The sequence below is a fragment of the Mixta sp. genome, assembly GCF_024610815.1.
Classification (GTDB): Bacteria; Pseudomonadota; Gammaproteobacteria; order Enterobacterales; family Enterobacteriaceae; genus Mixta; species Mixta calida.
Map to the genome: position 1 here is coordinate 26,383 of NZ_JANION010000139.1, position 14,115 is coordinate 40,497.

At 56.2% G+C, this 14,115-nt stretch carries 10 protein-coding genes and 1 tRNA gene; 4 read left to right on the forward strand and 7 right to left on the reverse strand.

The features are described from left to right. Window positions 1–7 precede the first annotated feature (7 nt). From dppB to MYY08_RS10230, 6 genes are all read right to left on the reverse strand, one after another. Entirely contained in the window at window positions 8–1,027 is a 1,020-nt protein-coding gene (gene dppB / locus MYY08_RS10205) for a dipeptide ABC transporter permease DppB (RefSeq protein WP_038629460.1), read from the reverse strand. 233 nt (window positions 1,028–1,260) lie between these two features. Continuing rightward, window positions 1,261–2,871 (reverse strand): dipeptide ABC transporter periplasmic-binding protein DppA, encoded by a 1,611-nt coding sequence (gene dppA, locus MYY08_RS10210; RefSeq protein ID WP_038629459.1) that lies wholly within the window; start codon window positions 2,869–2,871, stop codon window positions 1,261–1,263. 735 nt (window positions 2,872–3,606) lie between these two features. Continuing rightward, window positions 3,607–3,683 (reverse strand) — tRNA-Pro (locus MYY08_RS10215). A gap of 108 nt (window positions 3,684–3,791) precedes the next feature. Continuing rightward, window positions 3,792–5,483, reverse strand: a complete 1,692-nt coding sequence (gene eptB, locus MYY08_RS10220) for a kdo(2)-lipid A phosphoethanolamine 7''-transferase (RefSeq protein WP_038629457.1) — start codon at window positions 5,481–5,483, stop codon at window positions 3,792–3,794. A 274-nt stretch (window positions 5,484–5,757) separates the two neighbouring features. Beyond that, the gene (locus MYY08_RS10225) at window positions 5,758–6,189 is read right to left on the reverse strand and encodes an organic hydroperoxide resistance protein (RefSeq protein WP_038629455.1); all 432 of its coding nucleotides are present in this window, start codon (window positions 6,187–6,189) and stop codon (window positions 5,758–5,760) included. Between the two features lie 113 nt (window positions 6,190–6,302). Further along, window positions 6,303–6,761 (reverse strand): MarR family winged helix-turn-helix transcriptional regulator, encoded by a 459-nt coding sequence (locus MYY08_RS10230; RefSeq protein ID WP_038629454.1) that lies wholly within the window; start codon window positions 6,759–6,761, stop codon window positions 6,303–6,305. Between the two features lie 68 nt (window positions 6,762–6,829). Here MYY08_RS10230 and MYY08_RS10235 point away from each other — a divergent pair, with 68 nt between their 5' ends. Next, complete coding sequence (locus MYY08_RS10235) at window positions 6,830–7,414, forward strand: HD domain-containing protein (RefSeq protein ID WP_038629453.1); 585 nt, start codon at window positions 6,830–6,832, stop codon at window positions 7,412–7,414. 352 nt (window positions 7,415–7,766) lie between these two features. Then, the gene (locus tag MYY08_RS10240) at window positions 7,767–11,120 is read left to right on the forward strand and encodes a hypothetical protein (protein ID WP_288013999.1); all 3,354 of its coding nucleotides are present in this window, start codon (window positions 7,767–7,769) and stop codon (window positions 11,118–11,120) included. A 46-nt stretch (window positions 11,121–11,166) separates the two neighbouring features. On the opposite strand, the gene MYY08_RS10245 is transcribed toward MYY08_RS10240, so the two are convergent. Continuing rightward, window positions 11,167–11,463 carry an HTH-type transcriptional regulator gene (locus MYY08_RS10245; protein ID WP_038629449.1) on the reverse strand — a complete coding sequence of 99 codons (297 nt, stop codon included), beginning with the start codon at window positions 11,461–11,463 and terminating at the stop codon, window positions 11,167–11,169. 395 nt (window positions 11,464–11,858) lie between these two features. Between MYY08_RS10245 and MYY08_RS10250 the strand changes: the two genes are divergently transcribed. Continuing rightward, the gene (locus MYY08_RS10250; RefSeq protein WP_038629447.1) at window positions 11,859–12,575 is read left to right on the forward strand and encodes a DUF3053 domain-containing protein; all 717 of its coding nucleotides are present in this window, start codon (window positions 11,859–11,861) and stop codon (window positions 12,573–12,575) included. A 659-nt stretch (window positions 12,576–13,234) separates the two neighbouring features. Continuing rightward, on the forward strand, window positions 13,235–14,115 hold an 881-nt coding region (locus MYY08_RS10255), incomplete at its 3' end, for a PTS mannitol transporter subunit IICBA (RefSeq protein WP_288014000.1).

The following is a 14,115-nucleotide window of genomic DNA, read 5'->3' on the forward strand; positions in this document are numbered from 1 at the left end:
CGCCCCCTTATTTCTTGTGTCGGATGCGTGGGTTAACCACGCCGTAAAGCAGGTCAACCAGCAGGTTAACCAGGATAATCAACGTGGCGACCATCAGCACGCCGCCCTGCACCACCGGGTAGTCACGACGCTGCAACGCTTCGATCAGCCAGCGACCCAGCCCAGGCCAGGAGAAGATGGTTTCGGTCAGGATCGCGCCCGCCAGCAGCGTGCCGATTTGCAGGCCAATCACCGTCACCACCGGCAGCATGGCGTTGCGCAGCGCGTGGACCACAATCACCCGCATGCGCGTCAGCCCTTTGGCGCGCGCGGTACGGATATAGTCCTCGCCCAGCACTTCCAGCATCGAGGAGCGCGTCATACGCACGATCACCGCCAGCGGAATGGTGCCCAGCACGATGGCGGGCAGAATCATATGCATCACCGCATCTTTGAAGTCGCCCGCCTCGCCCCAGAGCAGGGTATCGATCAGCACGAAGCCGGTCAGCGGCTGGGTATCGTCAAGGAACACCGCGTCGCCGAGCCGCCCGGAGACCGGCGTCAGGTTGAGCTGCACCGAGACCAGCATGATCAGCATGATGCCCCACCAGAAAATCGGCATCGAATAGCCGGTCAGGGAGATGCCGACCGCAGTGTGGTCGAAAATCGAGCCGCGTTTCACCGCCGCCAGCACGCCGACCGGAATGCCGACGATCATTGCGAACAGCATGGCGCAGAAGCCCAGCTCCAGCGTCGCCTTAAAGCGCGGCACGAACTCGTCCCATACCGGGGTGCGGCTTTTCAGGGAGATGCCGAGGTCGCCGTGCAGGACGCCGTTGATATAGGTGAGATACTGTTTCCACATCGGCTGATCGAGACCCAGCTGGGCCATCAGCTGCGCGTGGCGTTCCGGGGAGATCCCGCGTTCGCCCGCCATGATCAGCACCGGATCGCCGGGGATCAGATGCACGAAGGCGAAGGTTAAAAGGGTAATACCGATAAACGTTGGGATTACCAGGCCCAAACGTCGGAGTATGAACTGCAACATATTCCGTTTCTCTGTTTTTATCCCGCCGCGTTGGGCGAGTTTTGCTCACATCCTGCGATGGCGTGAAGCCAACCGCGACGCAACAGGTTGCGCCTTAGCCTTTTTTTCGTCCGGGAAAGGGGATGAAATGCGTTCAGCCCACAAATATCGCCGTCGGGCGATGGCTGCCTGCAACCTGCGCAGGCAGCCATCGCGACGAGACATTTCGGGCCAGCGGCTGCCGGCCCCGTTGATTATTCAGCGATATCGACGTTAACGAAGTAGTGACCGCCCAGTGGATCCACCACGTAGTTGGACACTTTTTTACTGACCGGCTCATAGACGGTGGAGTGCGCGATGATCAGCGCGGGCGCTTGATCGTGCATCACTACCTGAGCCTGCTTGTAAAGTTCGATACGTTTCTGATGGTCGTCCGTCGCACGGGCAGGCTGAATCAAATCTTCAAATGACTTGTCGCACCAGCGTGAATAGTTGGAGCCGTCTTTCGCCGCCGCGCAGCTGAACAGCGTGGCGAAGAAGTTATCCGGATCCCCATTGTCGCCGGTCCAGCCCATCATCACCGTCTGATGTTCGCCATCTTTGGCGCGCTTCAGGTACTCGCCCCACTCGTAGGTAACGATTTTGGCTTTCACGCCGATTTTCGCCCAGTCAGCCTGAATCATCTCCGCCATACGGCGCGCGTTCGGGTTGTAAGGACGCTGTACCGGCATCGCCCACAGGTCGATAGAGAAGCCATCGGCCATGCCCGCTTCTTTCAGCAGTTCTTTGGCCTTAGCCGGATCGTAAGGGTAATCCTGCACCGCATCGTTGTAGCCCCACATGGTCGGCGGGATCAGGTTCTTCGCCGACTGGCCAGCGCCCTGATAGACGGCGTCGATGATCGCTTTCTTATTGACCGCCATCGTCAGCGCCTGACGCACTTTGAGGTTATCCAGCGGTTTTTTCTCAACGTTGAATGAGAGATAGCCGACGTTCAGGCCAGGCTGCTCCATCAGGTTGATGTTTTTATCCTGCTTCATGCGCGCGATATCCGCCGGGTTTGGATACGGCATGACCTGGCACTCGCCTTTTTGCAGCTTGGCGTAGCGCACCGAGGCGTCCGGCGTGATAGAGAAGACCAGGCGGTCGACTTTCGGCTTGGTGCCCCAGTATTCGGCGTTGGCTTTATACAGGATGCGGGAATCTTTCTGGTATTGCAGCAGCTGGAACGGGCCGGTGCCGACCGGGTTCAGGTCCACTTTCTCCGGCGTGCCCGCCTGAAGCATCTTGTCGGCATATTCCGCTGACAGAATCGAGGCGAAATCCATGCCGAGGTCGGCAAGGAACGGCGCTTCCTGACGCGTCAGAGTGAAACGCACGGTATAGTCGTCCACCTTCTCGATCTTGCTGATCAGGTTCGGCATATCCATGCCTTCAAAGTATTCGTAGTTGCCGCCGGAAACGCCATGATATTTGTTGTTCTTGTCGAGCTGACGCTCGAAGGTGAACACCACATCATCCGCATTGAAGTCGCGGGTCGGCTTGAAATCTTTTGTCGTGTGCCACTTCACCCCTTTACGCAGGTGAAAGGTATAGGTTTTGCCGTCTTCGCTGACGTCCCACTTCTCAGCCAGCGCCGGATGCAGTTCCGTCGTGCCGATAGTGAACTCCACCAAACGGTTGTAAACCTGGCGCGAACTGGCGTCATAGGTGGTGCCGGACGTGAACAGCTGCGGGTTAAATCCTTCCGGCGAGCCTTCTGAACAATAGACCAGAGTCTTAGCCTGAACGCTGGCGGCCACGGTCATTGCGATCAGGCTCAGACCAACCTTTAGCACCCCTGATTTAGCCAAGGAAATACTCATGCTTATGCTCCAATGTGTGATGTGTGTTTGCGCGTGTGCCCGGCCTCTGTTTTTTTTGTGCGGTCGGTGCGAGCTGCCCGAAGGCATCAGGAGATAAGTGAGGGTTTGTTGACTCTGACAGTAAGAAATCTATCAGAAGAATCCGCTTCCCTTACCTCGGTGAAACATCAATTTGTCAACAGATTGCAAGCACGTCAATACAGATGTCAGGTATTTACACAGAGTGTGAGAAACAGCAAGCAAACATAAAAAAAACCTTCCACTAACAAAAGCAGCTGAATAATTCATCTCTTAACGGATTAGCCCGATAAAAAACGGGTAAAAAGCGAGCGTCGCAGTGGGTTCGACGGCGAAAAAACCTTTAAAATTTATCGTTGAACGCTGAATAACTGAACGATTTGATGGCTGTTAAGCCTGAGTAACAGCAAAAAATGCTACGCCTGTGGCGCAGGCAATCAGCGACGGGCAACAATCGGACAGAGGAAGGATGTGACGCGAAATAAGATTCGATCTCAGGCTGGGCGCGCCTTATTCCTTTGAGAGGGCGATTAATAACGGTTAAAGGCGATTGCGCATGCGAGCTGGATAAAAGAAGAAGTTATGTCGGAAAGAAAAACCATAACGGTAAGATATATCTGACCCATCCAGGCGAGAAGGCGGGAGGTAAAATGCCGGGCGCATTGACCGGCGCTAAAACGCAAAAACCCCAGTCATTGCTGACTGGGGTTGGGAATTTGGTCGGCGAGAGAGGATTTGAACCTCCGACCCACACGTCCCGAACGTGTTGCGCTACCAGGCTGCGCTACTCGCCGATGGGGGCGCATCTTACTGAGGTCGCCGCCAGGCGTCAATGACTTTTTCACGTTGAGCGCGTCAACTGGCTGAAAAGCATTCACGTCGGCGGCGCGCCAGCCGCGGGATTAGCTTTTGCTTACCGCGCCGGCGGCAGGCGCCTGACACCAGTTGTTGTCCGCTTTAATGCCGCCGTCCGGCGAGGTGTAACCCAGGCAGCCGAGAAGGGTATCAAACAGTTCAACATGGCGATGGGTTTTTCCTACGCGCTGCTGCGCCTGTAAACGTTCAAATGCCTGCTTGTTGCGCCCATCCGCCAGCCAGCTGTCGGACGCCCAGACGATCATCGGCACGCGGAACTGCTCCGGCGGCGCCATGTCGCGCGGCGTGCCGTGCAGGTGCATATTATCGCTGATCGACTCACCGTGGTCGGCGGCATAGAAGACGATCGCCTTCTTGTCGCGCAGTTGGTCATAGACGCTGTCCAGCACACTGTCGGTATAAAGCACCGAGTTATCGAAGGCGTTAATCAGCTGCGCCTTGCTGCACTTATCATCTACGCCCATACACTCCGGCGTATAGCGCGCGTAGCTGCGCGGATAGCGCTGGGAATAAAGATAGTGCGAGCCTTTGGTATGCAGCACCACCAGATGTTTGCCGTTCGGATGACGATCGAGCGACGCCTTCAGTTCCGGGATCAAAAGCATATCGTCAACCGGCTTGCCCTGATTGCGGCGCTCAGAGCCGATCTGCTCGCGGAAGGCGAAGTTATCCGCATGACTGTTGTCGTAAAACCAGACTTCGCTCTGCATGGCGAACAGCTCAGAGCTAAAGCCCAGCGATTTCAGCACTGCGAAAACGTTCTCTTCTTTCAGCGTGCGGCCCGGATTATCCATAGTGCCGCCTTCGCGCACAAACATGCAGCGCAGCGAGAGCTTGGTGGCGGTGTCGCACGATTCGCCGCGGAATGCCACCACGTTTTTTTCATGGGAAAGCTTCGGCGTGGTGTCGCGCTCGTAGCCCAGCAGTCCCATATGATCCCAGCGGGTGGTCTCGCCGATCACGAACACCACGTAGGTGTCGTCGATGCCCGGCGGCGCCACGTAAGTGAATTTCTTCGCCGGGTCCAGCAGCTCCTGCCCGTCCACCGCTTCATCAAGGTGCGTCCAGGTGAACAGGCCCAGCGCCGACAGCCAGTTGGAAGGCAGATAAGAGTGCGCCACCACGCCGCCATAGCTCGGCAGGTCGATATTGGTGATCTCTTCATTCGCTTTTTGCAGCTTGTCGAAATAGCGGATCGGCAGCCACACCAGCACGACCGCCAGCAGCATAATGCCCAACGGCTTCAGACGCTGTCCCGGCGTTTTTAACTGTTCAATCAGCGTCATGCGCAGGCGGTTGCGCCAGATCATCAGCAGCGGCAGCGCGCTGACCAGCACCATCCACAGTACAAACTGATAGCCCACTACCTCTTTCGAGAGATCGATATCGGTGGTCATCACCGAAGCCACGATGCCGTAGCCGATCACCACGTTGAAAAAGGCCATATAGTAGGCGGCGGCCACCGAGATCAGCACCAGCACGGTAGCGAGAATACGATAAAACAGCTTGCCGCCCAGCGACAGCAGACGCATCAGGAAGAAAGTCAGCAGAACGATAGCCATGACTTCCGCCCCGGCCGACAGCCAGTCAGTGAGCGTGGATTTATTCAGAAATGGATCAAATCGGCGGTAAAATATGGGCAAATTCAACAAAATGCCAATGTAGAGCGACAGCAAAAGAGACAGCTTTTGCTGAGTGAGTGATTTTATATAATTCATTCGACCTTCTTTATTCCCGGCGCAACATATGCTTTACAAACGATATTCAGACCGCTCCGCTGCGCCAGAGTTCTTACCGACAATCGCATTATTCTCACAGCGTGATGAACAAGAGGATTCTGAACGGAAAAAGGAACCTTTTCCGGTGGAGCGTGGGCAGTAAACCACAGTCAGGCATCAGGATCAGCGAAATTTCGCCATCGTGACGAGAAAACGCACAGTTTGATAGCCAGAGAGAGGGAAAGCCGCGCGTCAGAACGCGCGCGGCGGGATATCAGGCGTTGATGATATTCAGAGTCACGTCGATGTTGTCGCGGGTGGCGTTAGAGTAAGGACAAACGATATGCGCGGCGTCGACCAGCTTCTGCGCTTCCGCCTGGTCCATGCCTGGCAGATGAATATTCAGCGTAGCTTCAATGCCAAAACCGGTCGGTAGCGGACCAATGCCCACCTCGCCTTCGATAAAGGCCTCTTTCGGCATGGCGATTTTGTCACGCGAGGCGACGAACTTCATCGCGCCCAGGAAGCAGGCGGAATAACCAGCGGCGAACAGCTGTTCTGGGTTAGTGACTTCGCCGCCGGCGCCGCCCATCTCTTTCGGTACGCCCAGCTTCACGTCCAGTACGCCGTCAGAAGAGGTGGCGCGGCCATCACGTCCACCCGTAGCTTTTGCTTTTGCACGATAGATGACTTTTTCTAATGACATATAAATCCCCTTCCTGTTTGTTTATTCACAATTAAATAGCGAACGATTTAATTAGTACGACATTAAAAAGGTTAGTTTGTTCAGCCACTCTGTCCAGTGGCTGGACAACAGGACTAGCGAACCAGATTATCCCGCAGCCGATCAAGCTGGCCCTTAAGGGTCTGTAACGTCTCGACATCGCAGTCCGAGGCGCAAATAACCGATTCAGGAATGCTTAACGCTTTTTCGCGTAGCGCGCGGCCTTGCTCCGTCAGCGTGACCACCACCTGGCGCTCATCCTGCCGCGAGCGCTGGCGTGACACCAGCCCCGCCGCCTCCAGCCGTTTCAACAGCGGCGTCAGCGTGGCGGAGTCGAGAAACAAACGCTCGCCGATATCGGAGACCGTAACGTCATCGCGCTCCCACAGCACCAGCATCACCAGATATTGCGGATAGGTGATGTCGAGCTGCGTCAGCAGTTGGCGATAAAGTTTATGCATCGCCAGATTGGCTGAGTAAAGGGCGAAGCAGAACTGGTTATCCAGCAGCAGTGGCGCGCCCGGCGCTTTTTTGTCATCTTGATGTGTACTCATGCGTGACAATATAAATAGCGTACTACATAATTGCAAGCAATATTTAACCAGAGCAGGGGGAGAAATCTATGCAGTCACTGGAAGAACGGGCAAGACGCTTTGCGACAGAAATCCACGCCGCCGCCGGCCAGCGGCGCAAATATACGGATGAGCCCTATATCGTTCATCCCGCCGCCGTGGTTGAGCTGGTGCGCAGCGTCACCGATGATGAAAACATGCTGGCCGCCGCCTGGCTGCACGACACGGTAGAAGATACCGGCGCCACCCTTGAGGATATTGCGCAGCAGTTTGGCCCTGAAGTCGCCGAACTGGTCAGCATGCTGACCGATAAAAAACAGCCGCAGGCGAAAAACCGTGCCGCGCGCAAGGTGGCGCATTTCCGTCATACCGCCGACGCCTCGCCCGACGCGCAGACCATTAAGCTGGCGGACATTATTGATAATACCCGCGCCATTGTGCAGTACGATCCGCACTTCGCCCGCATCTACCTGGTGGAGAAGCAGGTGCAGATTACGCTGCTGCGTGAAGGCAGCGCGGAACTCTGGCGCCAGGCGCAGGCGACCATTGAACAGGGCATCGCCCAGCTGCAACAGCGACCTTACAATGTGCCGGAAGCCTGGTTTGAAAAACAGGCGGCAAAATATGCGCTGTAAGCGACACAGCGCAATATAAACAACTTCCTGAGCCACAACCTGATGCCGGCGTAAACCTGAACCGCCCTGCTTCGACAGGGGAGTTATCTGCCGAAACGCCTTAAGATGTCGTGAGAAAATTCCTATATTATCGCTTCGTCAGTCACGCCATTCATGGCTGAAGCGTCCGCTTTTTTTCGGCTAAAAAACAATCATTCCTGTTTATTCTCTCTGTTTATCAGCGGAATGACTTGTTAAATAAACCCTTTATTTCATCAAGGTCGTCCACGAAAAAAACCGTGCCTGCGCATGCACGCTTGATTATATCTGATATCGCTCGTCCAACCTTAACCCTGCATACGAGACGATAATCATGAGCAAACACACCTCTGGTAAACATTATGGTTGTGGACGTGGCGGGGTTAAACCCCCCACGCTGACCGTCGAACCGTTGTTCGAAGATGGCTTCCGCGCGACCAACCCCGCCGATTACTATTCTCCGGCGCTGCTCTTCGGCACCGCGCGTCATGTTGAGCCCGGCGCGCTGGTGACGGTGACGCTGGAAGACCATACGTGGCAGGCGCGCGTTGATAAAAACGGCGACTGGAGCCTGCCCATCCCGCCTTCCGCCATTACCTCGCTGCTGGAGGTGGAGCGCCAGCTAACCATCAGCGTCACTAACCGTTCCGGCAAAACCACTGAGCTGACGCGCACCGTCGAAATTCCGGATATGAGCAACGGCGCGGCGGCGGGTGTCGGCATCGGTCCGATAGCGGGCAACGATGTGCTGACCGGCCGGGAAAAAACCCATGGTCAGGTCATCTCCGGCCTGACGGAGTTCGCGGAGAAAGGCTCGCTGGTTACCGTGATGCTGGAAGGGAAAAGCTGGCAGGTGCCGATTGACGCCAACGGCAGCTGGCACCTGACGCTGCCCCCGGAAGTGCTGAAAACGCTGACGCCCGGCGAGCATACCATCAGCGTGATGGCGGTGGCCGATTATGACGGCTCACGTACCCTTATCGACCGTACCTTTACCGTCACGAAAGGTCATGCGACGCCCTGCGCGGCGGAAATCACCCTTAACAGCATCACCAGCGACGACGTGCTGACTGCCGTCGAACGACAAAGCGGCCTGATCGTCAGCGGCACCGTCGACAACGTGCCGAACGGCAGTCAGGTATGGGTTCAGCTGGGCGATGATATCTACGCGGCAACGGTCAAAAATCACCACTGGCAAACCACCATTCCCGCTGGCGATCTGGCGACATTGCAGAATGGCTCGGCGGCCATTACGGCCTGGGTGCAGGATGTGAATGAAACCGCCACCGTCGTACGTGAATTTATCGTGGCCAAAACGGCGACGGCGCCGTACCTGACTATCGATCCTCCTTATAACAACTTTGCGATTGATGATGAGCAGTGGGCCATGTTCCCGGCGTTGCTTTCCGGTACCGCCATTAACGTGACACCGGGCACCGTGGTGGCGGTCGTTTTTGGCACAAAAAACTATCAGCCGCGTGTCGATGAGGAAGGCAAATGGCATGTACCCGTCTCCGTTGCTGATTTGATGGCGCTTTCTCCAGGCGAATACCGGTTGCAGGTGATTACGACCAATTATCTGGGCGAGACGACCTCCCTGGAGCGGACGATCAGGCTGGACGATATTTTTTCCTCTACCGAACCGCGCATCGCCATCGGCGCGGTTTCCACCGATGACGTTATCAGCGCGCGGGAAAGTCAGACCGATTTAATTATTTCCGGCGCCAGTCTTAATGTCGCGGCAGGAGAGCTCGTCAGCGTTACATTTCCGGGCGCGCTGCCTGGCCAGACGTTTACCGGCAGAACGGGCAATTACGGCGAGTGGAGCGTCACTATCCCGGCTTCCACGCTTCAAACGTTAGGCTCCGGCGACGTCGAGGTAAAAGCGCAGCTGGGCAACGGCGCTCTGTCCGACAGCCGAAATATCGACATTATCACCGGCGGCGATCCAGAGCTGGCGCCCACTATCACGCTTGACTCGCTGCGTCAGGGTTCGCTGATCTCACAGGAAGAGATATCGGCCTATAAACTGCACCTCAGCGGTAAAGTCGCCAACGTCGACAATAACAGCGAAATCTGGGTTCAACTGGGCCATGAGATCTATGTCACGAACGTTTTTGGGGATACCTGGGCGCTGACCGTTCCTAATGACGCCCGGCTTGAGCAAGGCCCGACGTCGATTATCGTCACGGTGCGGGACGGTGATGAAACCGCCAGCACCGTCCTGCCGGTAACCGTGGTGCAGAAGATTCCGTTGAAGATCGATCTGCTGCCCGGCGGCGACGAGGTGATGCACTACGACGCCCCGTGGGATCATATTTTTACCGGCACGGTGCGGGATGACACCCGTCCGGTGACGCTAACGTTGAACGGGAAAAGTTATCGCGCCAGCGTGACGGACCATGAATGGATGGTCAGAATACCAGGCGAAGAGATGAATGCGCTGCCTGTCGGCGACGTGCCGTTAACGGTAAAAACCGGTAGTTTTACCGCTGGCATTACGCTGACGGTAAACGGCGAAACGCAGGCATCGCCCTTAGGCCCGACGCTGGATGCGGTCAGCGGCGATAATCTGGTTACCTACGAGGAAAAGGGCAACGGCCTGAGACTGAGCGGCGGCGTGCTGGATGCCGACAGGGTGACGGCGGACGCTATCGTTGACGTCGAGCTGCGTGGACAACATTATCAAAGCGGGCTCACGCTGGTGAATGGCGAGCTGAACTGGAGCGTGTGGGTGCCCTTTGAAGAGACCAAACTGCTGCCGATGAACGGTACGCAGATGGTGACCGTTACCCTGCTGGAAGAGGGCCAGCCGAGCATCGTCACGGCGCGCATCCTGGAATTCACCCGCGACACCGATCCCAGCGAGTTCCCGCCGCAGGTAGCCATTGACCCCTGGGGCGATAACATCATCAACGCGACGGAAGCGCAAAGCGATCAAACGATCGGCGGCACCACCCATTATATATTTGCCGGCAGCGCAGTGACGGTAACGCTGGGCGAACTGAGCTGGCAAACCGTTACCGATAATGACGGACGCTGGAAAGTCACCATCCCGGCAGGCGCGCTGGCCACTATCCCGGACGGCGATTATCAACTTAACGTTACCGTCGCCCATCCTGATAACCCGGAATTTCCCGGCAGCAGCAGCGCCAGCCGTAGCGTGACGTTCGATACCGGCCACGCCCCGGCAAACAGCGTGCTGGCTGAAGCCGTCCCGGATCTGGCGACGCACGCTGAGGAAGAAACCAGCACGGCCTTCAACGCCCAGTCTGCGACAGTGGACAACAGGCCGGACCATGGCGACGGACAGACCGTTCATCAGGAAGCCACGCCGGAAGATGCCCATCAGCTATCGCTCAGCGCGCTAAACAGCCTCATCGCTGATGTCGGAGAGATGGCGCATAACGGCCTGTCGGAAAGCGGCGCATTGCCGACGACGCTGGCCGGCCTGGGACTGAGCGGCGGCGAAAGCGCCATCGCGGCGCTGCTGGCGCAAACGGCGGAGGCAAAGGAAAGCGCGGCGGAGACAAAAACGCTGGACGCATCGCTGGAACCGATTAGCCTGGCGCTCGCCGCCTCAGGCGATGCCTGGAGTCTGGCGGCGCGCGGCGTAGAAGAGGGACAGAACTATGCGCCGCCCTTGCCGCCCGATCTGATGGAGCATCTGGTTCATCAGCTGGCCTGAAACAAAAAAACCCGCCGGTGGCGGGTTTTTTTCGGTATTTACACACTCAGTCAAGCAGCTGGCGGCCCAGATACGGGTTTGAATGCAGCAGCTGCATCAGCTTCTGTGCGCTACCTGACGGGCGGGTGCGTCTCGCTTCCCAGCTTTTCACTGAAGAGACGCTCACGCCCATCACGCGGGCAAATTCATCAATTTTCATGCCGGTCATTTCGCGCAGGCGCTGTGGTTCTGGCACTGAGACCGTTTTTTCTTGCTGCGCGGAAAAGGTATCGCCAACATTCCGTGTCAATACAATTTGCTCAAGACTGCTGAGTAACTCAACCATGGGATCTTTTACTTCCATAGCAAACTCCTAAAACTCACTATGAACAACGTGAAAGAGGACAGAGAAAAGAACCTGAAACCCAGGCTCAGAATGCCGGTTTGTTGCAAGGGGACGAGGTCAGGGCAGTGCAACATAAATCGGGAATTTAAGTATTAGACGATCGCCAGCGTTTTGCCGCCCGTTTTCTGACTATTTTTCGATCTTGCTTCCGTCTTTACTCTTTTCTTGCCCGCTCCCTTTTTTCCTGGTCCGTTTCCTGCTTAAAAAACGTGCTGAACGCCGTGTTAATTATCGTTAATTACTGAATAGCCATATTCAGCCTAATCGCATTGATCTATGCTTTAGGCACCTCAGGGCGGCAGCCTCGCTGCCTGAACAAATAGATAATTCGTTAATTTACAGGAGTAAACGCTATGGCGACCGGAGTTTCCCGCGTCTGGATGCGCCTGTGGCTGCCGTTGGCGGCCCTGTTGGTCATCTTTCAACTTACCGGCTGCGGTGATAAAGAGGGTGAACAGCGTAAGGCTTTTAGTGACTTTTTACAGAATACCGTGATGCGCAGCGGTGAACGCCTGCCGGCGCTCAGTGAAGATCAGAAGCAGCGCTTTGGCAATTACACCAGTGACTACGCCATCATTTATGATTTTTCGCAGCAGGTGAACAAAGCGGTGGATCAGGGTCTGCGTCCGGTGGTAGACGAGCTTTCCGCCATTCGTCTGCCGCAAGACTACCTGACGCGCCGCGACGCGCTGCGCCAGGCGAGTGGCTCGCTCAGCGTGTTGACGCAGCAGATTCAGAACGCTAAGACTCAGGCCGACAGCAGCAAGGCGGCGCTGAAACAGCCGGATGATTTAAAAGCGGTATATGACCGCGTTTATACCAAAGTGGTGACCCAGCCTGCGGCGTCGCTGATGCCGCTGCTGCCAGCGCTGCAATCGCTGAGCCAGGATGTGGTGCAGACTGGCGATTTCCTGCAACAGCAGGGCGATCGGGTCACCTTTAACGACAATGGCGTGCAGTTCCCGACGCAGGAGCAGGCGAGCCAGTACAATACGTTGATGAGCAACGTATCGGCCAAAGCACAGGCGCTGACGCAGGCGCAGAGCGCAGTGCAGGGCGGCTTCCAGTAACACAGAGCGGGTGTCGCAGGGATTATCCTGGCGCCCGTTTCTTCCTACGCTTTCTCTGCGGCTGTCCCGTTATCGCTACTTTTCAACCTGAGGTTGCCCATTTCCCGCGCTCGTTATTGCCTTTACCCGGCTTTACCGGTACTTGTCTCGCTTCTTTCATTAGCCATGCACCGATGATCGCTTTCCCGCTTCACTTTCTCCGGTGCGATTAACCTCCCCTGCTGCGCTGTTTACTGCTTTCGACGCGGCGTTATCTCTTCTGCAAAAAAGCGCCGCGCGACGCGCCGTTTCCGGTCCAGGCAAAAATGTGATCTGGCGCATTTTCGACCAAAAGTTTATTGTGATACTCGTCACATTTTTAAAACAAACCACCACATGAAAAATGTGATTAATATCACATTATATTCCCCTGTCTCGCCGCTAATTTCGCCATTCCTGTTTTCAATAAGGGCTTTTCTGTGATCTTAATCACCAAATATGGTCCGATAACCTACCTCTAATTGTGATCTTTATCACTTCGATGAGCTCACTACGCAGCGTCATAATCGCGTGCTAGAGTCCGCCTGCATACAGTAATCCGACGGCGCCTCGCCGTAGCGTCTTAACAAAATCACGCGCTCTCTTATTTGTCAGCGCGTAACAATAAGAGGTGTGTTTTTATGTCCTCATCTGTCAAGGTCAAGGTTCAAAGCTTTGGTCGTTTTCTAAGCAATATGGTGATGCCGAATATCGGCGCCTTTATCGCCTGGGGCATCATCACCGCCCTGTTTATTCCTACCGGCTGGCTGCCGAACGAAACGCTGGCGAAGCTGGTCGGCCCGATGATCACCTACCTGCTGCCGCTGCTGATCGGTTATACCGGCGGACGTCTGGTCGGCGGCGATCGCGGCGGCGTGGTGGGCGCGATTACCACCATGGGCGTGATCGTTGGCGCGGATATGCCGATGTTCCTCGGTTCGATGATTGCCGGTCCGCTGGGCGGCTGGGCGATCAAAACCTTTGACCGCGCGGTAGACGGCAAAATCAAAAGCGGCTTCGAGATGCTGGTCAACAACTTCTCGGCGGGCATCATCGGTATGCTGCTGGCGATTCTGGCGTTCCTCGCCATCGGTCCGCTGGTGGAAGGCCTCTCCCATATTCTCGCCGCGGGCGTGAATATCATGGTGCAGAACAACCTGCTGCCTCTGACCTCGATTTTCGTTGAACCGGCGAAGATTCTGTTCCTGAACAACGCCATCAACCACGGCATCTTCTCGCCTCTGGGCATCCAGCAGGCCAGCGAAGCCGGCAAATCCATTTTCTTCCTGATTGAAGCCAACCCAGGCCCGGGCATGGGCGTGCTGGTCGCCTATATGTTCTTTGGCCGCGGCAACGCGAAACAGTCAGCGAGCGGTGCGGCCATTATCCACTTCCTTGGCGGCATCCATGAAATCTACTTCCCGTATGTGCTGATGGCGCCGCGCCTGCTGATCGCCGTGATTCTCGGCGGCATGACCGGCGTCTTCACCCTGACGCTGCTGAACGGCGGTCTGGTTTCTCC